Here is a 21924-nt window from a genome sequence, read left to right as displayed (position 1 = left end):
GCGGCATTTGCGATCGAGATTCCGCTCTAGTTTAAATTTAAAGCTCAACCAGTAGCAGCAATCGTGATTGTTTGCGTTTCCCAAGTTGCGACAGCACCCGCAGCAGTTAAACAGAAATAGCCACTGGCAGATTCCGACACTGTGGCTCCCGCTAACTGAGTACCCTCAAAGTTCGCTCCGATTAAGGTAGCTCCCCTCAAGTCAGCTTCGCTCAAGTCGGCGTAGCACAGCCTGGCCCAATCGAGATTGGCTTGCACCAAAGAAACTCCAGCCAAATTCGCCCTGGTTAAATTTGCTCCCGTCAACTTGACATTCCGCAACTGAGCTCCCGTGAGATTGGCTGCTTCCAAATTTGAGCCTTCCAAGTTGACACCGTTGAGTTTTGCTTCGCTGAGATTGACACCATTGAGATCGGTTCCACTCAAATCGATGCCGTTGATGTATGCTTTTTTCAGACAGATGCCCGTGAGTTGGGCTCCAAAGAGCATCGCACCGCTGAGTTTTGCCCCCCCTAAGTTTGCCCAGTTAAGGTTTGAGCCGGTCAGATTCGCGCCCCGCAGGTTGATGAATTGCAAGTCACCATTACACAAATTGGCGTTCCAGAGGATGGCACTCCGCAGGTTGCTACCGATGAGTAGAACGCCACTGAGTCGCGCTCTGGGCAGTTTTGCTTTGACTAGGAAAGCTCCGCTGAGATTGGTTTTGGTCAAATCGGAGTCCGCTAGTCGGACTTCGCCCATTTTGGCAAAACTGAGATTTGCCCTGTGAAGGTTAGCACCGCTGAGTTGTGCTTTGGTGAGAACAGCCCTGCTCAGGTTCGCCCCGACAAGATTAGCCTTTGAAAGGTTTACTCCAACTAAGATGGCTCCACTGAGGTTGGCTCCACTGAGGTTGGCTCCTGCAAAGTCTCTTTTGCCATTTTCATAGTCTTTGAGCAGCTCGGTTACTTCCATAGAAGTCTCATCTCGAAATATGAACTATTGCTAAAAATTTTATATCTAAATTTTATACCTAATCGAGTTATGGCGATCGCACTTGGCAGAATTGTGAAAATTAACTTGATATTTCTCAATATATGTTGTTTTTTGTAATTTTTTATTAATAATTTGGTAACAATCTTGTGGGCGAACTACCTAAAATTTAGTGAGATGGTAGTCCACATCGCTCATAGGGAAATCTGTGTGACTGCAATATTGCCACCAAAACAGACATCCACATCAGTACCCGGTGCCCGATCGCGCTTGCTGTATTCACCCACATAATTAAAGTATTCTCCCTCCTGGCGATATACCAGCGGCAAAGGCTCAGTAGAAGGGCGACAAAACACAATTTCCGGTTCCGCACTTCCGGGTGCTAAATGTGGCAAATTCACATTCCAGAAACAACCAGATTTGGGTTCGCGATTGAGCAAATCTGCCAACACCTGCGATGTCCAACGAGTCGCCACTTCCCAGTCTATCTCCCAAGGTCTTTTAATCCAGTGGGAAATCGCCACACCAGGAATCCCGTGCATCGCGGCTTCCCGCACGGCGGCAACGGTACCAGAAAGGTAGACATCAACACCCAAATTACCGCCGGCATTAATACCGGAAAGTACCAAATCGGGTTTTGGACACAGGTGATTGAGGGCAATGCGAACGCAGTCTGCGGGTGTTCCCCCTACAGCATACTCGACGGACGATCGGCGATCGACATGAATCGGACTGTGAGCAGTCACCTGGTGTCCACAGCCAGACAATTGCCCTTGAGGAGCCACCATTATCGTCTTGCCGCTTACCGCCTGCAAAAGAGCCTGAATGCCTGGAGCATCTATGCCGTCGTCGTTGGTTAAAATTATGGTCATTGGTTATTAGTTATTGGTTATTGGTTATTAGTTATTGGTTATTAGTTATTGGTTATTGGTTATTGGTTATTGGTTATTGGTTATTGGTTATTGGTTATTGGTTATTGGTTATTTCTCTGTATTTCCTGCTCCATTCCCCCCTTGGGGGGGGTAGGGGGGGGTTGCCCAATGCCCGATGACCAATTCCCAATGCCCAATGCCCGATGCCCGATGCCCTATGACCAATTCCCAATGCCCAATTCCCAATGCCCTGAAAACATATAATCCCAAAATCATCTGAACACATCACCAACTTGTGGTAAAGTTTTGTGTCGATCGCCCGATCGCCAAATATTAACACAAGTTCAGTTAAACGCGCTTACATTAATGTTTTTGCCAATTTTCCCCCTCGCTCAAACAATCGCCGCACCTCCTACCCAACAGCAACTGATTATCCAGCCAGAACTACCCGTACCGGAAAACGAACTAGATTTACCCCCACAGCCCAGCAGCAGTCCACTGAAAACCCTGATGCAGCGCCAGCAAGTGCGGATTTTGCCGGGACAACTTGACAACATCCCGGTTTTCAATAGCAACAGCCCCGAAGTCGTGCAAACCGAAGGCATCTTGCTCTCGACATTTCCCCAAGAAGCAAAACAAGTACCTTCGGCGCACTTAAACTTTCCCTTCAAAGGCAGATTTGACATCTTTGCTCACCACATAGCCAAGGCAAAAAATCGCGAACAAACTCGCACTTTATTTCAAGGAATAATTGTCTACAATCCCAATGACGAGCCTGTCACTTTGAATGTATTGCAAGGAGCGACTTATTTAACTCGGCCCGATGCTCTGTTTGTCGATTTGCCTTCCTATTTAGACAATCGATTCGGCACTGTGTTTGCTGGGCCTGGGAGCCGCATCACCAGTGATGTGCTGCGGGGGTACAGACAAGGGATTTTGCCGGCTGCGATCGAAATTCCAGCCAAGCAGAGCCGAATGCTGATGAATTTGCCCATACCTGTGGGGAATGTCACGCCTGCTTCTAATGGTCGATCGACTTTAATGCGAGTATCGAGCAGCAATTCGGTTTATGTTGCTAGTTTGGCGATGTTTGCTCCCAAAACTCCCGCCGGAGTCGAACAATATCCGACGTTAGAACAGTGGGAAAATATTTTAAATACCAAAGGTTTAGCAGGGCCGAGGGATTTAGCACCAACGGCGATCGGCTTAAATCCTGAGCAAAAAATTTATGGTCGGGTTGCGGGAGTAGCGTCTGGTTCCCAGTGGGAAGCTAAAATTACTGATAGTTCAAACACGGATTATTTAACTATTCCCAAACCAGGGGAGGAATTTTCCTATGCCTTGAGCACTACGGATACGGGTACTTTTGGCACTGGTCAAATTCAAAGTGCTAAAATGTTAGCTCGTTATCCCGATACGGCTTATTTTGCCCACGGTAATTATGGCATTCAATATAACTTAAATTTTCCGCTTTATAACAAATCTCGCGAGTCTCAATCTGTGAGTATTAAGATGCAAACACCGATTAAGGCTAATACAGAATCGGGGGGATTGATGTTTTACGACCCTCCTGAAAATCGGATATTTTTCCGAGGTACGGTGCGGGTAATGTTTAGTGACGATCGAGGTAAGACTTTGACGCGCTACATTCACATCGTGCAGCGCCGGGGACAGCAGGGGGAACCTTTGGTGAATTTGAATATGAAGCCTGGGGAAAGGCGTTTGGTGCAGGTGGATTTCTTGTATCCGCCGGATGCGACGCCGCCGCAAGTGTTGACGGTGCGATCGAGTAATTAGTTGATGGTGATTGAGTTAGGACGATCGGCCAGTAGGTAGAATCTTACTGGCAACAATGATAAAGTTTATACAACTGCCGAATAAGGAGAATAGTTATGTCTGTTCAGATGCAAAGACGGCTATTTACAGTGCAAGAATATCACCTAATGGGTGAGGCTGGCATTTTGGGTGAAGATGACCGAGTGGAATTGATAGAAGGAGAAATTGTTCAGATGGCTGCAATTGGTACTCGTCATGCAAGTTCGGTTAAGCGTCTGATCGCTGTGTTCTCTGATTTGGAGAGAAGACGTGCGATTATAGGCGCTCAAGACCCGATCCAGTTAACAGAAAAAACTGAACCTCAACCGGATGTTGTATTGCTGCAACCTCGCGCTGACTACTACGCTACTGCACATCCAGTACCATCGGAAGTTTTGTTGTTAGTGGAGGTTTCTGATAGCACTGTTGGTTTCGATCGCGATGTGAAAGTTCCTAACTATGCTCGTTCTGGTATTCAGGAAGTATGGTTGTGGGATCTGGATGTGAATTGTTTAGAAGTTTACCGTTATCCGACGGCTAATGGCTATACTTCAATGCAAAAGTTTGAGCGGGGAGAAATGGTTGCGCCGCTAGCTTTTCCTGAGTTTGAAGTAAGCGTTGATTTTATTTTGGGTTAGAGCGATAAGGAAGTAGATAAGCTATCGTACATCTAGGAGGATATCGAGCAAATCCAAGTGCAACAATTTTGGTGGTATTGCAGAGATGTTGATTAACTAAAGGAGAAATTATGGATGCTTGTTTTGAAATATTACTTTCGACAAGACAAACTCTTGATTATTTAGAAGTTCATCAGGAAACTTTTACTTGGGGTGGCATAGAATATCCCCAAGGTGAAAAGTATTACGTTTGGGGCAAATATATAAAATTAGTAGAACGGGAAATTCCAGCCCATATAATCAAGCGCTTACCCCCCGCTTACGAAAATCTGCAATGGGTGAACTTTTCGGTGCAAGGGAAAGGATTGGACTTGTTAGAATCCGAGGTGAATGGTGAGCAGATAGATTGGGAAGGCAAAAGTTTTGATGATTTTCTCAAGTTGATTCTGACTGAACAACCTCAATGGGTTGTGGTATTTGAATGGCACTGCGATCGCCTAGATAGTCTATACGAACAAAATGTTAGTGAGTGCATTAGTCAGATTAAAAATAACTTGAAATGGGAGAATAATAGAGAGGGATTTCTCGTACTATCTGTCCCAGAAAATGAGATTTACTCATCGATGTCTGTCGGTGGTGTCGCACAAACCTGCCAGGGGTTTCAACCCCTGGCTAATAGCGAAAGTCGGTTGAAACCGACTGAAAAGCTGAGATAAAAATCAAAAACTCTTTAGTCCTCTTTAGAGGACTTTCGCTATGAGACAGGGGTTTCAACCCCGGTTGGACTATGAAGCTAACCGAGGTTTCTGGACACTCGCACAACCAAAGAAACCGGGTTTTTTCCCGAATCTTCGCACTGTAACAAAGTATCTCACAAAAACCCGGTTTCTTTATGAACGCTACCGACTACCAATCAGTTGAGTTCTGGCAAAATTTTAGTTAGCGTTGTTATCGTTGATGTCTAGATTTTCTATTGAGAGTTCTGAATCTGGTGAAGTCGGTATTTCTACCTTAAAAACAATTACTATTTGATTTTTTTCAATAGTTATATTACTTATATTAACTACACTCTTTTCAGGTAATAAATCTTTGACTGGGAATTTAGTAGACGACTGAGTTTGATATCCAGCATCTTCAATCCATTCAGCAATATTTCTCCAATTTTCGATCTTTTCAATGCCTTTACCCACAAAGGCTTTAACGTATTTATAAATAGAGGCACACAGGTCAGTTTCAACTCCTTTGGGATTCTTTTGCAGCTTTTCGGCGATCTCAGCGGGACTGTTGCCACAAAGCAACCCCCGCAGGTGCAGCTTTTCTACGGGGGTGAGAGGCTTTCCCTTAACGGCGGCCAAGTCTGCGTACAGAGTTTTTAGGTCCCAGCGGCTTTCTGCTTCGACGAAGCGATCGTTTGTGGATGCCATAAATAGGTGTGTGAAGTTCCTGATGGAAGTCTAACATAATTCCTGATGTATGTAAGTGTATGCTCGGTGTTATTTGGCTTAATATACTTGAAAGCTCAAGTTTAAATGGTGCAAGTCACAGGTTAAAACCTTTGTGGCGGGGCTTTTGAGTGATTACTGATTACAGTTAGTGTTACGACAGGGATTAGGGCTGAACTTTGGTATTTTTCTGGGTTTGACTCTAGTTTCGGGTGCTGTCGGTAATTTTTTTAATTTATTTTCTGGGTTCTGCATAATTTTGTGGGTGTGGCCCCGATATATAAGTAGGAGGCTGTAGCAGGCTTTCTTGGGAAGGATCTGATTTCTGGGCTTTTGCATAATTTTGTGGATTTGCCCTGAATAAAGACTAGCAAGCTAATCGAAGATGCAATTCTGTTATGGACTTCTTTGAAATTAGTGGCGATCTAGAAAGTCGCTACGGAAGGCACTATCTAATTGACTGGTGGGATCAGGCAAAACTCAAAACTGCCAGAGTGCTAGTTGCTGGGGCGGGTGCTTTAGGCAACGAAGTGCTGAAAAATCTGGCACTACTGGGGGTAGGGCATATCACTGTCATTGACTTTGATACTGTCTCGATTACCAATCTCACTCGCTCAGTTTTATTCCGAGAGTCAGATGCTAGTTTAAACTTGCCGAAAGTCGAGGTCGCCCGCCAACGTCTCCTCGAAATTAACCCAGAAATTTCCATTGAGTCGATTCACGGCGATTTGGAATTTGACTTGGGGATTGGCGATGTTCGTGAACATGACATTATTATTGGCTGCTTGGATAGCATAAATGCCCGGTGGGTGATTAACCAGCTTGCATATCGGGCTGGCATTCCCTGGATCAATGGTGGCATTGGCGTAGCCGAAGGAGAAGTTAGTTTTTTTGATCCCAAAACTGAGGCAGCTTGCTATGAGTGCAGCATTTCTCAGCCAATGTGGGAGCGAAGAAACCAGCGATATTCTTGTCAGGGAGTGAAACGAAATCTTCCTGATGCTACAATGCCGACAACAGCAACAATTACCTCAATCACAGGCGCGATGCAAGTTCACCAAGCACTCCTCTATTTGCACGGCAAAACAGGTTTACTTGAAGCGGGTGAAAAAATCTTTCTAGGGTTAAGTCCTTGGACAGCTTTCAAAGTAAAAATTCAGCGTCAGGAGGATTGTCTAGCACACGACTTGTCAATTGAACCAACAATCAGCTTCAAACACGATCCAAATTTGGAGGTGAAAGAAATTCTTAAACAGCTAGAGACATCAGGATTTTCGTCTCCTGTTCTCTGGTTACGCAATGAGATAATTGGTCAGATGAAATGTCCAAATTGCGGGTATGAGGAAAAGGTAAATAGTCCTTTACGCCAATACCCAGAATCCCAATTAGCTTGCCCCAAGTGTAGTTATGAGCAAAGGGATTTTGAAGTAATTAGAAATCTGACCCTAGACAATTCTTGTGCAAATATTTTAGGAGATTTATGTCTAGCGAAGAACGAGATACTACACTGCGAGACCGCGAAAGGTCAAATAGCAATCCAATTTTGCCAAATATAATAGGAGGAAATATGGCTTCTGTAGTTGTACGCATGGCTGATGGAACTCGTAAAGCAGCCGTTAATCTACCTGGTACTCTCACAATTGGACAGCTTCTACAAACCACACAGCAGAAGTGGAGCCTTCCCTCTAATGCTAATTATGCTGTCCGCCTAGATCGAACTGGGGAACAGTTAGATTCTTCCGCCACTTTGGATTCAGTGGGAGTTGAGGAAAACGATGTTTTCTCAGTTCTACCAATTTTGGAGGCAGGTCAAAAATGAATGTTCGGGAAAAACGACTTCAAAATGATTTTAAAGCGTTATCCGAACTGGTTGATAATTCCGGTGAGACACTGGTAATTATTTCAATAGACGGTAATCCGCCCTATCAATACGTCATCGAATATCGATGTCGAGGAATAGAGAGTTTACGGGCAAATGAACCTATATTTCGTAGCAGTCACCACGTAGAAATTACTTTAGGCAATAGTTACCCAAGGGGGAGACCAGATGCTAAGTTTTTGACTCCTATTTTTCACCCAGATGTTTTTCCTAATGGAGTTGTCTGCTTGGGGCGCTGGAGTGAGATGGCAGAGACTCTACCTGAGTTAGTTCTGCGGATAGGCAAAGTTATCCAATATGTAGACGATATTATCTACAAGGATGGTTCTGATAACCACCAGGCTTGGGCATGGTATAAAAATAATCGCGATCGACTTCCTGTAGACAATAAAACATTCAAGTCTCCTAAAACACCTTCAAACCTAATTTGGAATGATCTGTCAGCAATTAATAGCTACATGGAAAATATTGTGTTTCTAGATTTAGAGGGCAGCTAATATGACGACTGTTCGAGAAAAAAGACTCCAAAATGACTTTAAAGCGTTATCTGAATTAGTTGATAATTCCGGGGGGACTCTGGCGATTATTTCAACAAGTGGTAATCCACCTTATCAATACGTCATCGAATATCGATGCCGAGGAATAGAGCAGTTACAGGGAAATGAGCCTGTATTCCGCACCAGTCACCAGGTAGAAATTTCGCTGGGAAACAATTATCCGAAACAAGAGCCTGATGCTAAATTTCTGACTCCCATCTTTCACCCTAATGTCTACTCAAATCTAAATATCTGCCTTGGTAGGGATTGGACAATGGCGGAGACACTGCCAGAACTTGTTATCAGAATTGGCAAAATTATTCAGTATGCCAATGACATAACTAACTTGAACAGTCCAGCGAATGCAGTAGCAAAAAAATGGGCTGAACAGAATATGCGGCGTTTTCCAGTTGATACTCAGACATTCAAATCCCAAATTGAGTGGGAGGAAAAACCAGTCAACATTTCATTCCAAGATTTTTAGGAGGATAGTTATGTCACCAAATCTACCAAACTTTTCTATAGGTAATAATCCTGGAGGCAGAAGGGATTCAGATTCGGAACAGCAAAACCAAATTGTCTGGGTAGACAGCGAGGATGTATATAAGCCAATTCCCAAGAAAGTCAGTGAATTTACAGCAGAGCGAGGTATTCAAGAAGCCGCAGTCAGCCCAGTGTATCTGAAAGCGGAAGCTCTCAATAGCCTAAAAGTGCATCTAGCATCTAATTTAAGAGTTGAACAAGGAGGCATTCTTTTTGGTAATGCCTACGAAGACCCATTTCTTGGCATCTACGTTGAAATTATAGCAGCAGTGGCAGCACCAGCAACAATTGGGACAGGCTCACACTTAGAATTCACATCAGATTCTTGGTTGGGAATTATGAACTATGCCCGGTCTGAACATCCAGATGAAAATATTGTAGGCTGGTATCATTCCCATCCAAATATGGGTGTATTCATGTCAGGAACAGATATGAGAACACAGCAAGCATTTTTCTCTCACCCCTGGTGTTTATCAATTGTCCACGATCCCGTAAGTGAGGCTATTGGCTACTTTTTGGGTGAAAGTGCTGTTCAGGTTAAGCCAGTTATATTTGGGCGAATTAAGCGTGTCAATGTCAATGAGCTACTAGAGGATCGAAAAGAAAATATTCCTGCGATAGAAGATGTTCATACACAAACTGGAGGTTCCCTTGCTGTAATAAGCACGCAACAAGAAAACAGTCCCAGAAGGTCAAAGAAATTTTTACCTCTAGCATTTTTGCTATTTTTGGCGTTACTGGTAGCAATTTTAATAATCATGTTTGGGCCCCACTTCCCAAATGCCAGAATTAGTGAATCGACTAATGATTCGCCTAATTCTACAGCTAATCCGTCAGCTTTCCCTTTCAAAGCGTCCTTAAAAAAGATCCCAGCGACAGTATTGAGATACCTTGAGAACGAGACGACTTTACTTCGCTATCCAGTCGTAAAGGCTGGGGAGAAAATTGGAACAGGAGAAGAAGTAACTTTGCTGGTTATCTCAAAACAAGGAACAGAGATCGCAGAAAATATTCAATTGGAGGTGAAGCAACTTACTCCTGATAACGATGTTGAAATTGTTAAAGTTATTGATTCCCTTAAGGCTCAAGCTACATCTCTCTTTTCTTACGATTCAGTAGTTCAATCAAAACCATTATCCCTGAAGCTTTCGAGTCCAGAAGCAGGTGTGATGATTCCTCTGTTTAGCTATAAATTTTCCAGTGGTGGAACTTCAGTTAATTCTGATAGAACCAAGTCTAACAAAATTAAGAAAGGTGAAATTATTTATGTCCCGATCAAGCTTATATACAAAGACAGTAATGAAAATCCAAAGGAAGTTGAACTCAAGGAAATCCTAAAAGATGGCTCAGAATGACAATAGCGGTCAAGGCTGTCTAGGCTGCTTAACTTTTGTATTCATTCTTCTCGGTTTTACCCATCCTGGATGGTGGATAGTGGCTTTTGTATTAGGGTGCATTGCTAATGCTAACAATTCCCAGCCTTCTACAACCACTCCACCACCACCAACTCCTCCCCCCCCACCTGACGATCTGGATAATATACTTATGGATCTAAGTAATGGGGAAATAAAAGATCCTGTAACACAAGAGATATTTCGTCCTGGTGAACAAGTCTATTTGTGTCATGTTCACCGACTTGCTTACCATGAAGATAGCTGGACAGAAATGGGATGTAGATGTATGGTGTGCGGAAATCCTGCACACACCAAAGTTTATTTATTGCCGAATCCAGTTAATATTAATGTAGACATGGCTGAAAGATTAGGAATTGAATTTAGAGATATTGAATAGTTAGCAAATACAATTATGGAGTGGATAGTTTTTATAGGATTTGGAATAATTGCTGTTATTATTGGTACACTTGTTTACAACAAATATAAGCCCTCTCTACCTTCGTCAAACAGAATCCCTCTAAGAAGTACATCGGCTCCATTTCAAGATAGATCACCTTCCCAGACAAGAGTAGACCAAATTGTATGGACAGAGATAGATATATCTCCAGAAGTAAATCAAAATGGATGGAGAGATATAAACATACCTTTAGAGGCTAGTCAAATTGAATGGGTAGATATTGAGATAACTATCCCTCCTATTGATAGAGACGATCCACTAATAGATGATAATTTTTTAGATACCAGTGTACCGGATGATTTGGATAACATACTAAGGAGTATAATAGGAACAAGAGACCTTTGCACCCAAGAAATATTTAACCCAGGAGAAAGAGTGTATTTATGCCGTCGCCATAAACTAGCATATCACGAAGATAGTTGGGGAGAACTAGGTTGTCAATGTTCCGTATGTGGAAATGATCTACATACAGGATCTTACGATCTACCGGCTACTTCCCATTAAACTTAAATATATGATGAGGGTCAATATTTGTACAGGATAAATTCGGATTAAATTATGATATTTTTTAACGTTGATCGCTCATAAATTTCTCACAAATACAATTGAGGTTAGCATGAATATTGTTTACGGTATTGAGCCAGATTTATGTATTAGTAATACAGACTTATTGGTCTGGGCATCTAAAGATATAATTTTGCCTAAGTATTTCTATCTTCAACTTGAGCATTTGAACAATGGAGATTTTCTTTCTGGTACGGCATCCGCCCAAAAAATCATCGAATCATTACACAGGCAAGAAACTGAGAATTTGTTGGTCTTTCAAACGGTGTGTGGAGCCACGGTATATTTTCATAACGAAGCAAGCTATTTGGAAAATGCTCAGAAAACGCACATAGGTTTTGACTCCGCAAATCCTTTGGATCGTTATTTGCTATCTTTCTTCAATCTTGCTGAGATATTAGAATTTAAAGGTTGTTTCCTCGCTTCATCTCCTCAAGTGATTCGTAAATGCTGTACTTTGGGTTTTGAAGTCACAAGTACAGAGGATTTTTTAAGCATTGGTAATTCATGGTTACAGCCAGAAATGATACTAGATATGCAAGAAAAACTCCATCCAATGGCAAGGGTTCAATGGCAAGATCATGTCGAAGAAGTAGTAGAAGAGGCAGATAATATTCAATGGATAGATATGACTTCCAGCTAAAATCGCCCTTAATGTCCCAAAGCGCGATCGCCTCCCATTCACCAAAAGTAATCTTCCATGATTTAATTAAAATAGCGAACCATTTTTCACTATAAAATAAAAGGCATTATCAAAAATAAAAGTGGCAAATAACATACCTAGATTACTTCCAGGTGAAAGCACAGTCGGACAGTTTGGCGACTTGAACAAAATCCGCCGCACAGGAGACAACCTTACACCCCACCATATTCCATCCGATGCTTATATGAAACAAATAGGAATTTCTGGTTACACTAGAAACAAGGGTATTGCTATCTTGATGGAACAGCCATATCCAGGAACGGGTGGTCGTCATCGGCGTACACAATCCTATGGACAAAGACCAGACTTTAGTCTATCACCCCGGCAAGCTCTAGCTCTTGCAGTGTGGGATGTGCGATCGATTTATCGCCAAGATAGGCTGTATACACCACAGATTAGACGGAATTTACAACAAGTCATCAAACAAAACAAGCTGGTATGGTCGGGTACTTTTGATAAAGTGGGAGACATAAGATGAACGTTACTCAATTAATACAAACATTAAATGCTAATAAATTCATGCGCTCTGATGAGGAAGTAATGAGTTTTGAATACACTTTAGCCGAACTTGCCCTACATCGTAACACCGAATATTTGCCAACACTTTATCTAGTTTTCGATGACAGATGCGAACAACATGAAGTCATGTATGGTCTGATTCATTTTGTGGAGTCTTTTGAGATAAAAGACCAGTTGCAAGCGTTTATTGATAGCATAGACCGGATGATTTTGAATGCTAAAGAATGGACAATGATTCTACTTTATGGAATTCTCAATCAGGATTTAGCCCGGAGTTTATATAGCCAGATGTTACATTCTACCCATTCTCAAAATCGGGATTTATGTACGCATTTGCTGCGCGAAATAGTTGCTAATGAATCCCCTCCTTTATCTTCCCATGCTGAGTCAGTTATTTCCGGCGCAATTGCGATCGACATTAATATTGATGAAATTCAGACGGATCTGTCGAGCTTTCTTAAACTCATCCAAGATGGGAATATCTTGGTACTTTTACAAGACGATCGCCCAATAGCCGAAATTAAACCTATCAGATAAAGCGTGTCGCCATTAGATAGGAGCGATCCCCTGATGAATAACTATATCAATAAAGAGGTAGATTGCGATTTACTGTTGGGTGGGGGCGGGTTTATTGATATTGTTTGTAGTTGTTAGATATTGTTGGTGAACCCGCCCCTACAGCAATCACTATCTACCGATCGGGCATCATATTAATTACAAAACAAACTCGGCTCTACATGAAAAAAACTCCCCAGAATCAATGCCAGCTCTTTACCAATATCCCGATCGCCATTAACGACTTCAGACACTCTTTTTTCAGATCCCATAACGGGCACCAAATCCGCAGGTTGTAACTCTCTTTGTTCCATCAAAAACAGCAATATTGAACGAGGCGTTGCTGTAGTTCCTGGTGCATAGCATTCTTGCTCAAACTTTTCAATCAATACAATCAGCAATTCATATAACTCGTCTTCTTCAGGAGTGCGATCGCGCTGGTGCATCAACTCTTCCACCATAGCCAGAGCTTTCTCATTATCCGCTTCGTTTCTAATTATTTTCGGCTGGTACTGAGACAATAAGTCTTTGTATTTATCTGGATTAAAAGTAAGGGTCATTTTTCCATTTCTCCTTATCATACTCAGCATGGGTGAGAATATATTTGATATAAACTAACTGGCTTTCATAATCAATACTAACTATTAATCGATAATTATTACCTTTGATATTAAAAACTGTAAACCCTCCAACAGCTTCGGCTTTAGGAAAAACAGATTGTACCTCAATTAAGTTAGACCATTTAGCCTTGCTAGCAATTTTAAACCAGTTATCCAAAGCTTCCCCGCAATCAGCATGAGTTTCGCTGTATTCACGCACCCGTCGGTAGCTGATTATGTGCATCTACTGTAAGCAATTTAAACTAAATTTCAGTTTAGCTCAACCAATTTATTTCGTCAAGAGCGATCGCCCTTAATCTCCAAAAGTGCGATCGCCCTTATTCTAGCAATACAAACAATCAAACTACTGGCTCAAATCTATAGCCATTTTCTCTCCCCCACTCTATCCACGCCTGTGCCATTTGTTTGAGCCTGCCACGCTGTTCTGATTTCACAGGATTAGCACCTGTAATCGCTTGCAATGCCCAAAACCAATGATCCGGTTCTTGCTCTAATTCTCGCAGAATCAGCGGCACAACAGCTTGACCCATACCGATAATTCTTTGGTATGCTGGGTGCATTGACATTTTAGTAACTAAGGACATCATACCTGTTTCGCGCCGCCATTGTTCTGCTAGTTCTAAGAAAGTTTCTTCTATTTCTGCTGTTTCCCAAATCGGGTATGAGAAAGTAGCATTTAGCCCGGAAATTTGGTAGGTTCTTTCCATCAGGTTCTCGCCTCGCAGGTTCCTGAAAATATTACTTTTTTTTAGATCGTACCATATAATAGCGATGAAGATGAATATTCTCAAAAAAGAGGTAGATTGCGATTTGTCGTTGGGTGGGGGCGGGTTTATTGAGATTGTTGGTAGTTGTTAGATATTGTTGGTGAACCCGCCCCTACAGAAATTCATCGGATACAATAATCAAATACCATTTAGGATTAAACCCCTTATAGGGATGAAGATGAATAACTATAGCAATTTGACCATCCACCTAGAAGAACCTAATGGCGAAAAATATGCTGACGCACCCGATGACTCATTAGGAGAACTTTCGCATTTTGAGTTAGGCCTGAAACTATTTTGCTTTGAATGTGACCATCTAGTATCAATAGAAATCGGTGAAGAAAAACTAAACGTTTTTTTAGACCCCGATATCTGTATGCTCCTAGAAGATGAACTTCCCAAAAAACTTAGTGAGTTATCCCAAGGGAAACCCATCAACATGGAATTTGTGGAAAGTGTGTGCCTTACTCTTGAATTGCAGCCCTTAACCAACGATAAAATTAGCTGTAATTTCAAAGAATTTGGATATTTATCTCCAAACCAGTTTACCCTAAAATCCAGAAATAAACACTTTGAACTGAATAAAACTCAACTTATCGCAGAGTTAAAAAAATTTGTTGAACAACTCATGGAAATGGCTCTAAATGGCGGCTATATCACCCCGGTCGAAAAGCAAGAATTCCTGATGCCACTCCGCGAAATTGCGCCTGCTTCGGCTATTTGTTAATTAAGTACGATCGCCCTTAATGTCCAAAAGTACGATCGCCCTTAATCTCACTTCCCTTAATTACAAAACAAACTCGGCTGTACATGAAAAAAACTCCCCAGAATCAATGCCAACTCTTTACCAATATCTCCCTCGCCATTAACCACTTCAGACACTCTTGTTTCAGAACCCATAACGGGCACCAAATCCGCAGGTTGTAACTCTCTTTGTTCCATCAAAAACAGGAGTATTGAACGAGGCGTAGCTGTGGCTGCTGGTGCGTAGTATTCTTGCTCAAATTTTTCAATCAATGCAATCAGTAATTCATATAACTCATTTTCTTCAAGAGTGCGATCGCGCTGGTGCATCAACTCTTCCACCATAGCCAGAGCTTTCTCATTATCCGCTTCGTTTCTAATTATTTTCGGCTGGTACTGAGACAATAACTCTTTGTATTTATCTGGATTAAAAGTAACGGTCATTTTTCCATTTCTCCTTATCATACTCAGCATGGGTGAGAATATATTTGATATAAACTAACTGGCTTTCATAATCAATACTAACGATTAATCGATAATTATTACCTTTGATATTAAAAACTGTAAACCCTCCAACAGCTTCGGCTTTAGGAAAAACAGATTGTACCTCAATTAAGTTAGACCATTTAGCCTTGCTAGCAATTTTAAACCAGTTATCCAAAGCTTCCCCGCAATCAGCATGAGTTTCGCTGTATTCACGCACCCGTCGGTAGCTGATTATGTGCATCTACTGTAAGCAATTTAAACTAAATTTCAGTTTAGCTCAACCAATTTATTTCGTCAAGAGCGATCGCCCTTAATCTCACTTCCGTAACTCTTTAGTATTTATCTCGATTTAAACAGTCCTCGACGCACTCTGACAAAGAAACCGGGTTTTTTACCGAATTTACCGTGTGTAACCAAGTATTTCGTAAAAAACCCGGTTTCTGCACTCCCATAGACATTTGACGTGCTACACTCAGGGTATCGTCACAACCACAAACAGAATGCAAACCATTACCATCACCATTCCAGACGATCGCCTGCACAAGCTCCAAGAAACCGCCAATCGCCTCGGCATTTCCCTAGAAGCATTACTGCTTGCGGGTGCTGAAAACTTACTCGCACCACCAGAAGCATCCTTCCACAACGCTATGGAATACGTCCTCAAAAAGAATGCTGAACTTTACCAAAAACTCGCCTAATGCGCTATCTAACTTTAACAGAAGTTTTAGAACTTTATCAGCGCATTATCGAGGAATCTGGCGGAGCATTTGGCATCGCTAATTTAGGAGCCTTAGAGTCGGCTTTAGCTCAGCCACGCATGACTTTTGGCGGGGAAGAACTTTACCCAACTATTGTCGAAAAAGCTTCAGCCATTGGATTTGCTTTGATTAAAAATCATCCTTTCTTAGATGGTAACAAACGCATCGGTCACGCAGCAATGGAAGTTTTTCTGATCTTGAATGGATTTGAGATTTATTCACCTGTGGAAGAGCAAGAACTAATTATATTACAAGTCGCATCAAGCGCGATCGCCCGCGATGAATTTACTGAGTGGCTGCGTTCTCATATTGTTCCTAGTTCTATCTGAGAAATTTTGGCTTTGAAAACTAAACTTTATTATATAGCAACCGCCAAGGTGCTTTGGTCATTGAGCGTAGTCGAAATGTCCACTTCGACCCTTCGACCCTTCGACTACGCTCAGGGCGACGCTACGCGGTTCCTGAGCGGAGTCGAAGGGCAGGGCGACGCTACGCTCAGGGCGACGCTACGCTCAGGGCGACGCTACGCTCAGGACGACGCTCCGCTCAGTGACCAGAAGTACCCTAACCACCTTGGCGACTGCTATACCACAATCGCGATCGCCCTTAATGCCGGTGAAGAAAAACTAAAAGTTTTTTTAGACCCCGATATCTGTATGCTCCTAGAAGATGAACTTCCCAAAAAAATTAGTGAGTTATCCCAAGGGAAACCCATCAAAATAGAATTTGTTGAAAGTGTTTGTCTTACTCTTGAATTACAGCCCTTAACCAACGATAAAATTAGCTGTAATTTAAAAGAATTTGGATATTTATCTCCAAACCAGTTTACCCTAAAATCCAGAAATCAACACTTTGAACTGAATAAAACTCAAGTTATCACAGAGTTAAATAAAATCGAAAAATCTACTAAAAAGTCTACATCACTATCCGATCGCGCTTCATCCCGCGCCACCGAACCAAACAAATCTAAAGACTTTACCCCCAAGGCTTTTAATCTTTCCTGGTGGGCTGCTAAAATTGCCAGTACATCTGCTCGTTTCATAATTAGTTCTCCCGACCCTTTCGCTATGGAATACGTCCTCAAAAAGAATGCTGAACTTTACCAAAAGCTCGCATAATACGCTATCTCACTTTAACAGAAGTCTTAGAACTTTATCAGCAGATTAGTAAACTTTTACTCGGAATGATTTAACCGCAGAGGACACAGAGAACGCAGAGGAAGAGAAGAGAGAGGGCAATAATTCTGATGATACCTAATTTGGTATAATATCGATTTTCTAGGTGTATCGGTATTGTATGATGTTAAATGTTATAGGGCGGGTTTACTAAGAATAATTGCCAAGAATCTACAATCTCCTAAACCCGCCCCCGCCTATACTACAGTGTCAAAGACTGAGGATTTGTCTCAATCAATTTGGCTAAATCTTGCAAGAAAGAGGCCGCATCAGCGCCGTAAATAACTCGGTGATCGCAGGTAATATTCACCTGCATTTGCCGCTTCACTCCCATCAAACCTTCTTCATTAGCCACTACTTGCGGCCGCGAAGCGCCGATCGCCAAAATCGAGCCTTGACCTGGGGGCAAAATCGCGTCAAACTTATCTACTCCAAACATTCCTAAATTGGAAAGAGTGAAAGTTCCGGTGCTATATTCATCAGGCTTTAACTGTTTGGTGCGAGCGCGATCGACTAAATCCTTCCAAGTGCGGGAGAGGGAATAGATATCTAGGCGATCGGCATTTTGCAACACCGGCGTAATCAAACCGCCACCATCCATCGCCACCGCCACAGAAACATTAATATCAGCACGGTATTGAATCGCTGACTCCACATAACAAGCATTCAGCAGAGGATGTTTTTGTAAAGTTACTGCTACAGCCTTCGCCAGCAAAGCCGTCATGGTGACGCCCTTCGACTTAATTTGTTTGTAGAGTTTGTCCAGATTGTCCGTAGTAATTGTATAGCCGACGCGGAAACATGGCACGCTCAAACTGGCGTCCATATTACGCACCACAGCATTTTGCAGTGCATTCATCGGTACAGTTTGGCCAGTCATCGCCACTGCTGGAACAGGCTGTGCCACTGCTGGTTTAGGTGCTACGGGTGCGGGTGCTGCGGGTGCTGTGGCTGCGGGTGCGGGTGCTGCGGGCACTGTCACCAGTTGCTGAACGGGAGCGGGCTTAGCTTTACCCGCTGCGGCTTCCACATCCTCTGCAACAATTCTGCCGTGGGGGCCGCTACCTTTGATCGAATTCAAATCTACTTTAAATTCTTTTGCCAATTTCCGCGCGCGGGGAGAAACGACGCTGCGGCCGTTTTGACGGCTGACGTTTTGCTGCAATCCCGGAGATGAAGTTGTCGCGGCCACCGGGGCGGGGGCTGGTGTGGCCGCGGCGGCGGGGGTTGAGGCTGCTGCTCCTTGCTGCTGAGCGATGGCGATTTCAGCTTCAGTTTCTGCTACCAGGGCGATGGCGGTTCCTACAGGAGCAACTTCCCCCGCAGGGACGATAATGATTGCCAAAAAGCCTTCGTAGAAAGACTCTACGTCCATGTCGGCTTTGTCGGATTCAACTACTACTACGGTTTCACCTTTTTCTACTTTGTCCCCAGCGGATTTGACCCAGGAAACAATTTTGCCCTCTGTCATGGTAGAACTTAGGGCCGGCATGAAAACTTCGCGAATCATCTGTAAAAAGTCCTTTTTAGTTACTAATAGGTATTTGGGAATGGGGAATGGGGAATGGGGAATGGGGAATTGGGAATTGGGAATTGGGAATTGGGAACTCATGATTGTTTTGAGTTCATAGTCCGAAGATATATGAGTATTAACTCAAAACAACTGACCAATCACCAATTACTAACTACTAATTTCCAATTCCCAATTCCCAATTTCTAATTGCTAAATATCGCCTCGAATTTCTTGGACAACTCCATCACGGAGGAGAACCTCTACTTGCATTTTTTGAATCAAGTTTTCTCCTAACCCGATGGTGAATGTACCGTCAATTTGACCTTGACTCACTTCTTGTTCCAGGTCTAGTACCTGCACTTGCTGGAGTTGTTGCAGGTTTTGGTTTTTTTGTTCTAGCAGTTCGCTTTTCCGTTGATTAACCTGGGTTTGAATGTTTTCTATTTGCTGCATTACTTGAGGACCAGGGGGGTGCAGGCTTTGCTTTTGGATTTCAGAAATCATCCGTTGTCCTTGCATTTCTAGCTGTTGTAGCTGAGAGTCGATTTGATTAATTTGGGCTTGGAGTTGCTGTTGAGCTTCTTCTTTCCAGCGGGGGGTAACGACGACTTTAACGTTAATCGATCGCTTCAAGAGTAATTGTGGGGTGGACAGTTCCATAAAGTTATTGTTTGTCTATTGGGAATTGGGAATTGGGAATTGGAAATTGGGAATTGGGAATTGGAAATTGGATGCGACTAACTGCTAGTTGCTAATTCTTCAAAAGCTATTAGCTGTCCTACCAATTTTTTGTGAGACCCCGTAGAATTTGATCCCCCCTAACCCCCCTTCATAAGGGGGGGACAAGATCGAGATCAAAGTCCCCCTTATTAAAGGGGATGCCAGGGGGATCAGAATATGTGCAACTTCACAAAAAATTGGTATCAGTCTGTCCCCGTCTTCAATCTCCTGTCGCTTGTCCCGATTCCCGATGCCCTGAGAATATTTTCAAAACATCCCGTCAATCATATCGCGGTAGTGTTCCGTCACAACCGGGCGCTTAATTTTCAGGGTTTGAGTCAGCATTCCATTTTCCATCGAGAATGGCTCCAAAATCAACCGGAACGGGCCAATGCGATCGTCGGCGCGGTATCCGGGGCGATTTTGCACCTCGCGGTTCAATTCTTGGCGAAATAAGTCTTGAATTATCTTGCTATTCCAGTCAATTTCGTGTATGGGAGGATTCTGAGTTGCCGCCCATTTCTCCACGGCTTCTGCATTGGGGACAATTAACGCACCCACAGATTTCCGGTCTTGACCGACTAGCATAACTTGGTCTATGTAGGGGCTGCGGAGACAGGCATCTTCGATGGGCTGAGGTTCGATATTTTCGCCATTGGTGAGGACGATCGTATCTTTTGCCCGCCCGGTTAAAATTAAATCGTTTCCTGGTGTCAGCCAGCCCAAATCGCCGGTATCGAACCAGCCTTCGGGGTCGATCGCCTTTGCCGTCGCTTGGGGATTAAGATAATAACCAGCCATGATTTGCGGCCCCCGCGCCAATACTAAACCGCGCTTACCTACAGCCAGTTGTTGCCGAGTTTCCGGGTCTACTATCTTAACTTCCGTATGGGCGATCGGCTGTCCCGCCGAACCCTTGAGATTGTGCCAAGGGCGGCGAACCGTTAACACCGGCGATGTTTCCGTTAAACCGTATCCGACTAACAAACCGATATTCGATATTTCAAAGAAATTGTCCAAGTGCGTGGCCAAAGAACCACCGCCACTAATTGCCCATTTGAAACGTCCTCCCGTAGCTTCCCGGACTTTTTGGTAAACCAGTTTTTCGGCGACGGCGTGGACTGGCCACAATAGAATGCTTTTGATGCGGGCGATTAGTTTTTCCGAAGCAGAAGCAGGTTTTAAATTGAGAGTCAATCCTTGGAAAATGCGACGGGCTTCTATGTATTGTTGGCTAGCAGATAACAGGAAGCTAACCAATTTTTGTTTATTAGCTGGCTGTTCCCGAAATTGCTTTTGTACTGCCTCGTAAATCGATTCCCAGATGCGTGGAACGCTCACCATGTACTGGGGTTTGTAAGTTTTGAAATCTTGTTTGAAGTAGCGAATATTGGTGTAAATCTGCGTGCATCCTTGGGAAAGCATGAAGTATTCGACAGTGCGTTCGTAGGCGTGCCAACTGGGGAGAATACTCAGAACACCTTCGCCGCCTTCGGGCTGGAGAATTGTGCCGAAAGTTGTGATTTGATGTAGCAGGTTGCCGTGGGTGAGCATCACACCTTTGGGTTTGCCGGTGGTGCCGCTGGTGTAGAGCAAAGTCGCGAGGCCTTGAGGCTTGTGGTTGCTGGGTTTGAGGGGGCGGTTTGCCCCTGTGGCCATGACTTGGGAAAATTTGACTGTGTTGAGGGTTTGGCTGGCTTCTGGTTCTTCGTCGGAGAGGAGGACGATGAGTTGGATGGGCAAATCGGGGAGGCTATGTTGGAGTTTTTTGAGTAATGCGCGGTTTTCGACTACTAAGGCCGTGCTACCGCTGTCTTGGATGATGTAGAGGAGTTCTTCGGGGTCGGCGGTGGCACCTCGGACGGCGTTGGCTGCCCCGGCCATCATGATGCCTTGGTCGGCTATCAGCCACCGGGGGCTGTTGTCGGCGAAGAGGGCGACGCGGGGAGGGATTGCTTCTGAGGGGTTTGGTTCGATGCCTAGGGCTTGGAGGCCTGCTGCGAATTGCTGGATTTGTCGGTACAGGTCGGTGTAGGTAAGCTTGATTTCGGGCTTGCTGTGGGGGTCGTGGAGGGCGACTATTTGACCGAATTTCTGTTGGGCGATCGCCCAAACTTCTGGTACGGATCGGATGGAGGTGTAATCGATCAGGCGGCTGAGGTTGGCGCGATCGCGATCGGTTAGTTGAGATGATGTGTGTGATGTTGGGCTGTTCATAGGGTATTTTCCAGGGTTTTGGGAGATAAAATTATTGGCTATAAGTTTAAGATCGCA

The 21924-nt window shown here is 43.5% G+C and carries 28 protein-coding genes and 1 pseudogene; 17 read left to right on the top strand and 12 right to left on the bottom strand.

The window, feature by feature from the left end; translation table 11 throughout:
• Positions 1-44: 44 nt before the first annotated feature.
• Positions 45-953 carry a pentapeptide repeat-containing protein gene (locus tag ACBR23_RS02525; protein ID WP_371114221.1) on the bottom strand — a complete coding sequence of 303 codons (909 nt, stop codon included), beginning with the start codon at positions 951-953 and terminating at the stop codon, positions 45-47.
• Positions 954-1165: 212 nt separating this feature from the next.
• Positions 1166-1843 (bottom strand): 5'/3'-nucleotidase SurE, encoded by a 678-nt coding sequence (surE, locus tag ACBR23_RS02520; RefSeq protein WP_371118656.1) that lies wholly within the window; start codon positions 1841-1843, stop codon positions 1166-1168.
• Between the two features lie 48 nt (positions 1844-1891).
• Between surE and ACBR23_RS02515 the strand changes: the two genes are divergently transcribed.
• From ACBR23_RS02515 to ACBR23_RS02500, 4 genes are all read left to right on the top strand, one after another.
• Entirely contained in the window at positions 1892-2107 is a 216-nt protein-coding gene (locus tag ACBR23_RS02515; RefSeq protein WP_371118655.1) for a hypothetical protein, read from the top strand.
• A 102-nt stretch (positions 2108-2209) separates the two neighbouring features.
• Entirely contained in the window at positions 2210-3640 is a 1431-nt protein-coding gene (locus ACBR23_RS02510) for a DUF3370 domain-containing protein (protein ID WP_371118654.1), read from the top strand.
• A gap of 95 nt (positions 3641-3735) precedes the next feature.
• Positions 3736-4296 (top strand): Uma2 family endonuclease, encoded by a 561-nt coding sequence (locus tag ACBR23_RS02505; RefSeq protein WP_341735500.1) that lies wholly within the window; start codon positions 3736-3738, stop codon positions 4294-4296.
• 110 nt (positions 4297-4406) lie between these two features.
• Complete coding sequence (locus ACBR23_RS02500; RefSeq protein ID WP_371118653.1) at positions 4407-4991, top strand: hypothetical protein; 585 nt, start codon at positions 4407-4409, stop codon at positions 4989-4991.
• Positions 4992-5210: 219 nt separating this feature from the next.
• Here ACBR23_RS02500 and ACBR23_RS02495 read toward each other — a convergent pair whose 3' ends face one another.
• Complete coding sequence (locus tag ACBR23_RS02495) at positions 5211-5699, bottom strand: helix-turn-helix domain-containing protein (RefSeq protein ID WP_371118652.1); 489 nt, start codon at positions 5697-5699, stop codon at positions 5211-5213.
• 416 nt (positions 5700-6115) lie between these two features.
• Here ACBR23_RS02495 and ACBR23_RS02490 point away from each other — a divergent pair, with 416 nt between their 5' ends.
• The 10 genes from ACBR23_RS02490 (at position 6116) to ACBR23_RS02445 (ending at position 12849) form a co-directional block, all read left to right on the top strand.
• Positions 6116-7273, top strand: coding sequence for a ThiF family adenylyltransferase (locus ACBR23_RS02490; protein WP_371118651.1), 1158 nt, complete (start codon positions 6116-6118; stop codon positions 7271-7273).
• A gap of 11 nt (positions 7274-7284) precedes the next feature.
• Positions 7285-7536: a hypothetical protein gene (locus ACBR23_RS02485; protein ID WP_371118650.1), complete on the top strand. Its 252-nt coding sequence runs from the start codon at positions 7285-7287 to the stop codon at positions 7534-7536.
• Positions 7533-8093, top strand: coding sequence for a ubiquitin-conjugating enzyme E2 (locus tag ACBR23_RS02480; protein WP_371118649.1), 561 nt, complete (start codon positions 7533-7535; stop codon positions 8091-8093). The genes ACBR23_RS02485 and ACBR23_RS02480 overlap by 4 nt, the downstream gene beginning before the upstream one ends.
• Before the next feature lies 1 nt (position 8094).
• Positions 8095-8616 carry a ubiquitin-conjugating enzyme E2 gene (locus ACBR23_RS02475; protein ID WP_371118648.1) on the top strand — a complete coding sequence of 174 codons (522 nt, stop codon included), beginning with the start codon at positions 8095-8097 and terminating at the stop codon, positions 8614-8616.
• 10 nt (positions 8617-8626) lie between these two features.
• The gene (locus tag ACBR23_RS02470; RefSeq protein ID WP_371118647.1) at positions 8627-10030 is read left to right on the top strand and encodes a hypothetical protein; all 1404 of its coding nucleotides are present in this window, start codon (positions 8627-8629) and stop codon (positions 10028-10030) included.
• Complete coding sequence (locus ACBR23_RS02465; RefSeq protein WP_371118646.1) at positions 10017-10466, top strand: hypothetical protein; 450 nt, start codon at positions 10017-10019, stop codon at positions 10464-10466. Before ACBR23_RS02470 ends, ACBR23_RS02465 begins: the two co-directional genes overlap by 14 nt.
• 15 nt (positions 10467-10481) lie before the next feature.
• The gene (locus tag ACBR23_RS02460) at positions 10482-11030 is read left to right on the top strand and encodes a hypothetical protein (protein WP_371118645.1); all 549 of its coding nucleotides are present in this window, start codon (positions 10482-10484) and stop codon (positions 11028-11030) included.
• Between the two features lie 112 nt (positions 11031-11142).
• The gene (locus ACBR23_RS02455; RefSeq protein WP_371118644.1) at positions 11143-11733 is read left to right on the top strand and encodes a hypothetical protein; all 591 of its coding nucleotides are present in this window, start codon (positions 11143-11145) and stop codon (positions 11731-11733) included.
• A 121-nt stretch (positions 11734-11854) separates the two neighbouring features.
• A complete protein-coding gene (locus ACBR23_RS02450) occupies positions 11855-12271 on the top strand; it encodes a hypothetical protein (protein ID WP_371118643.1) in 417 nt (138 codons plus the stop codon).
• On the top strand, positions 12268-12849 hold the full coding sequence (locus tag ACBR23_RS02445) for an Imm30 family immunity protein (RefSeq protein WP_371118642.1): 582 nt from the start codon (positions 12268-12270) through the stop codon (positions 12847-12849). The genes ACBR23_RS02450 and ACBR23_RS02445 overlap by 4 nt, the downstream gene beginning before the upstream one ends.
• Positions 12850-13022: 173 nt before the next feature.
• On the opposite strand, the gene ACBR23_RS02440 is transcribed toward ACBR23_RS02445, so the two are convergent.
• The 3 genes from ACBR23_RS02440 to ACBR23_RS02430 all read right to left on the bottom strand — a co-directional run bounded on the left by ACBR23_RS02440 (position 13023) and on the right by ACBR23_RS02430 (position 14194).
• Positions 13023-13427: a type II toxin-antitoxin system HigA family antitoxin gene (locus ACBR23_RS02440; protein ID WP_371118641.1), complete on the bottom strand. Its 405-nt coding sequence runs from the start codon at positions 13425-13427 to the stop codon at positions 13023-13025.
• On the bottom strand, positions 13411-13710 hold the full coding sequence (locus ACBR23_RS02435) for a type II toxin-antitoxin system HigB family toxin (protein WP_341735513.1): 300 nt from the start codon (positions 13708-13710) through the stop codon (positions 13411-13413). Before ACBR23_RS02435 ends, ACBR23_RS02440 begins: the two co-directional genes overlap by 17 nt.
• A 115-nt stretch (positions 13711-13825) precedes the next feature.
• The gene (locus ACBR23_RS02430) at positions 13826-14194 is read right to left on the bottom strand and encodes a hypothetical protein (RefSeq protein WP_371118640.1); all 369 of its coding nucleotides are present in this window, start codon (positions 14192-14194) and stop codon (positions 13826-13828) included.
• Between the two features lie 238 nt (positions 14195-14432).
• Between ACBR23_RS02430 and ACBR23_RS02425 the strand changes: the two genes are divergently transcribed.
• On the top strand, positions 14433-14981 hold the full coding sequence (locus tag ACBR23_RS02425; protein WP_371118639.1) for a hypothetical protein: 549 nt from the start codon (positions 14433-14435) through the stop codon (positions 14979-14981).
• A 56-nt stretch (positions 14982-15037) separates the two neighbouring features.
• Here ACBR23_RS02425 and ACBR23_RS02420 read toward each other — a convergent pair whose 3' ends face one another.
• A complete protein-coding gene (locus tag ACBR23_RS02420; RefSeq protein ID WP_371118638.1) occupies positions 15038-15442 on the bottom strand; it encodes a type II toxin-antitoxin system HigA family antitoxin in 405 nt (134 codons plus the stop codon).
• Complete coding sequence (locus ACBR23_RS02415; protein WP_096830200.1) at positions 15426-15725, bottom strand: type II toxin-antitoxin system HigB family toxin; 300 nt, start codon at positions 15723-15725, stop codon at positions 15426-15428. Before ACBR23_RS02415 ends, ACBR23_RS02420 begins: the two co-directional genes overlap by 17 nt.
• Before the next feature lie 259 nt (positions 15726-15984).
• On the opposite strand from ACBR23_RS02415, the gene ACBR23_RS02410 reads away from it, so the two are divergent.
• Positions 15985-16182, top strand: a complete 198-nt coding sequence (locus tag ACBR23_RS02410; protein WP_341733123.1) for a DNA-binding protein — start codon at positions 15985-15987, stop codon at positions 16180-16182.
• Positions 16182-16571, top strand: a complete 390-nt coding sequence (locus ACBR23_RS02405) for a type II toxin-antitoxin system death-on-curing family toxin (RefSeq protein WP_371114234.1) — start codon at positions 16182-16184, stop codon at positions 16569-16571. Before ACBR23_RS02410 ends, ACBR23_RS02405 begins: the two co-directional genes overlap by 1 nt.
• Before the next feature lie 566 nt (positions 16572-17137).
• On the opposite strand, the pseudogene ACBR23_RS02400 reads toward ACBR23_RS02405, so the two are convergent.
• The 4 genes and pseudogenes from ACBR23_RS02400 to ACBR23_RS02385 all read right to left on the bottom strand — a co-directional run.
• Positions 17138-17284: pseudogene (locus tag ACBR23_RS02400) on the bottom strand (nucleotidyltransferase family protein); the annotation flags it as partial.
• A gap of 335 nt (positions 17285-17619) precedes the next feature.
• On the bottom strand, positions 17620-18927 hold the full coding sequence (locus ACBR23_RS02395) for a dihydrolipoamide acetyltransferase family protein (protein WP_371118687.1): 1308 nt from the start codon (positions 18925-18927) through the stop codon (positions 17620-17622).
• Between the two features lie 213 nt (positions 18928-19140).
• On the bottom strand, positions 19141-19590 hold the full coding sequence (locus tag ACBR23_RS02390) for a YlqD family protein (protein WP_371118637.1): 450 nt from the start codon (positions 19588-19590) through the stop codon (positions 19141-19143).
• A 327-nt stretch (positions 19591-19917) separates the two neighbouring features.
• Positions 19918-21867, bottom strand: a complete 1950-nt coding sequence (locus tag ACBR23_RS02385; RefSeq protein WP_371118636.1) for a long-chain fatty acid--CoA ligase — start codon at positions 21865-21867, stop codon at positions 19918-19920.
• Between the last annotated feature and the right edge of the window lie 57 nt (positions 21868-21924).

The organism is Microcoleus sp. (genome assembly GCF_041354475.1).
Classification (GTDB): domain Bacteria; phylum Cyanobacteriota; class Cyanobacteriia; order Cyanobacteriales; family Microcoleaceae; genus Microcoleus.
Note: the sequence above shows the minus strand (reverse complement) of the source record. Positions and strands in the feature narration are given on the sequence as shown.

What these genes read in the sequence shown, in the direction of transcription:
- ACBR23_RS02525 (WP_371114221.1), bottom strand. Translation starts at nt 953, where the DNA reads ATGGAAGTAACCGAGCTGCTCAAAGACTATGAAAATGGCAAAAGAGAC.
- surE (WP_371118656.1), bottom strand. Translation starts at nt 1,843, where the DNA reads ATGACCATAATTTTAACCAACGACGACGGCATAGATGCTCCAGGCATT.
- ACBR23_RS02510 (WP_371118654.1), top strand. Translation starts at nt 2,210, where the DNA reads ATGTTTTTGCCAATTTTCCCCCTCGCTCAAACAATCGCCGCACCTCCT.
- ACBR23_RS02505 (WP_341735500.1), top strand. Translation starts at nt 3,736, where the DNA reads ATGTCTGTTCAGATGCAAAGACGGCTATTTACAGTGCAAGAATATCAC.
- ACBR23_RS02500 (WP_371118653.1), top strand. Translation starts at nt 4,407, where the DNA reads ATGGATGCTTGTTTTGAAATATTACTTTCGACAAGACAAACTCTTGAT.
- ACBR23_RS02495 (WP_371118652.1), bottom strand. Translation starts at nt 5,699, where the DNA reads ATGGCATCCACAAACGATCGCTTCGTCGAAGCAGAAAGCCGCTGGGAC.
- ACBR23_RS02490 (WP_371118651.1), top strand. Translation starts at nt 6,116, where the DNA reads ATGGACTTCTTTGAAATTAGTGGCGATCTAGAAAGTCGCTACGGAAGG.
- ACBR23_RS02485 (WP_371118650.1), top strand. Translation starts at nt 7,285, where the DNA reads ATGGCTTCTGTAGTTGTACGCATGGCTGATGGAACTCGTAAAGCAGCC.
- ACBR23_RS02480 (WP_371118649.1), top strand. Translation starts at nt 7,533, where the DNA reads ATGAATGTTCGGGAAAAACGACTTCAAAATGATTTTAAAGCGTTATCC.
- ACBR23_RS02475 (WP_371118648.1), top strand. Translation starts at nt 8,095, where the DNA reads ATGACGACTGTTCGAGAAAAAAGACTCCAAAATGACTTTAAAGCGTTA.
- ACBR23_RS02470 (WP_371118647.1), top strand. Translation starts at nt 8,627, where the DNA reads ATGTCACCAAATCTACCAAACTTTTCTATAGGTAATAATCCTGGAGGC.
- ACBR23_RS02465 (WP_371118646.1), top strand. Translation starts at nt 10,017, where the DNA reads ATGGCTCAGAATGACAATAGCGGTCAAGGCTGTCTAGGCTGCTTAACT.
- ACBR23_RS02460 (WP_371118645.1), top strand. Translation starts at nt 10,482, where the DNA reads ATGGAGTGGATAGTTTTTATAGGATTTGGAATAATTGCTGTTATTATT.
- ACBR23_RS02455 (WP_371118644.1), top strand. Translation starts at nt 11,143, where the DNA reads ATGAATATTGTTTACGGTATTGAGCCAGATTTATGTATTAGTAATACA.
- ACBR23_RS02445 (WP_371118642.1), top strand. Translation starts at nt 12,268, where the DNA reads ATGAACGTTACTCAATTAATACAAACATTAAATGCTAATAAATTCATG.
- ACBR23_RS02440 (WP_371118641.1), bottom strand. Translation starts at nt 13,427, where the DNA reads ATGACCCTTACTTTTAATCCAGATAAATACAAAGACTTATTGTCTCAG.
- ACBR23_RS02435 (WP_341735513.1), bottom strand. Translation starts at nt 13,710, where the DNA reads ATGCACATAATCAGCTACCGACGGGTGCGTGAATACAGCGAAACTCAT.
- ACBR23_RS02430 (WP_371118640.1), bottom strand. Translation starts at nt 14,194, where the DNA reads ATGGAAAGAACCTACCAAATTTCCGGGCTAAATGCTACTTTCTCATAC.
- ACBR23_RS02425 (WP_371118639.1), top strand. Translation starts at nt 14,433, where the DNA reads ATGAATAACTATAGCAATTTGACCATCCACCTAGAAGAACCTAATGGC.
- ACBR23_RS02420 (WP_371118638.1), bottom strand. Translation starts at nt 15,442, where the DNA reads ATGACCGTTACTTTTAATCCAGATAAATACAAAGAGTTATTGTCTCAG.
- ACBR23_RS02415 (WP_096830200.1), bottom strand. Translation starts at nt 15,725, where the DNA reads ATGCACATAATCAGCTACCGACGGGTGCGTGAATACAGCGAAACTCAT.
- ACBR23_RS02410 (WP_341733123.1), top strand. Translation starts at nt 15,985, where the DNA reads ATGCAAACCATTACCATCACCATTCCAGACGATCGCCTGCACAAGCTC.
- ACBR23_RS02405 (WP_371114234.1), top strand. Translation starts at nt 16,182, where the DNA reads ATGCGCTATCTAACTTTAACAGAAGTTTTAGAACTTTATCAGCGCATT.
- ACBR23_RS02395 (WP_371118687.1), bottom strand. Translation starts at nt 18,927, where the DNA reads ATGATTCGCGAAGTTTTCATGCCGGCCCTAAGTTCTACCATGACAGAG.
- ACBR23_RS02390 (WP_371118637.1), bottom strand. Translation starts at nt 19,590, where the DNA reads ATGGAACTGTCCACCCCACAATTACTCTTGAAGCGATCGATTAACGTT.
- ACBR23_RS02385 (WP_371118636.1), bottom strand. Translation starts at nt 21,867, where the DNA reads ATGAACAGCCCAACATCACACACATCATCTCAACTAACCGATCGCGAT.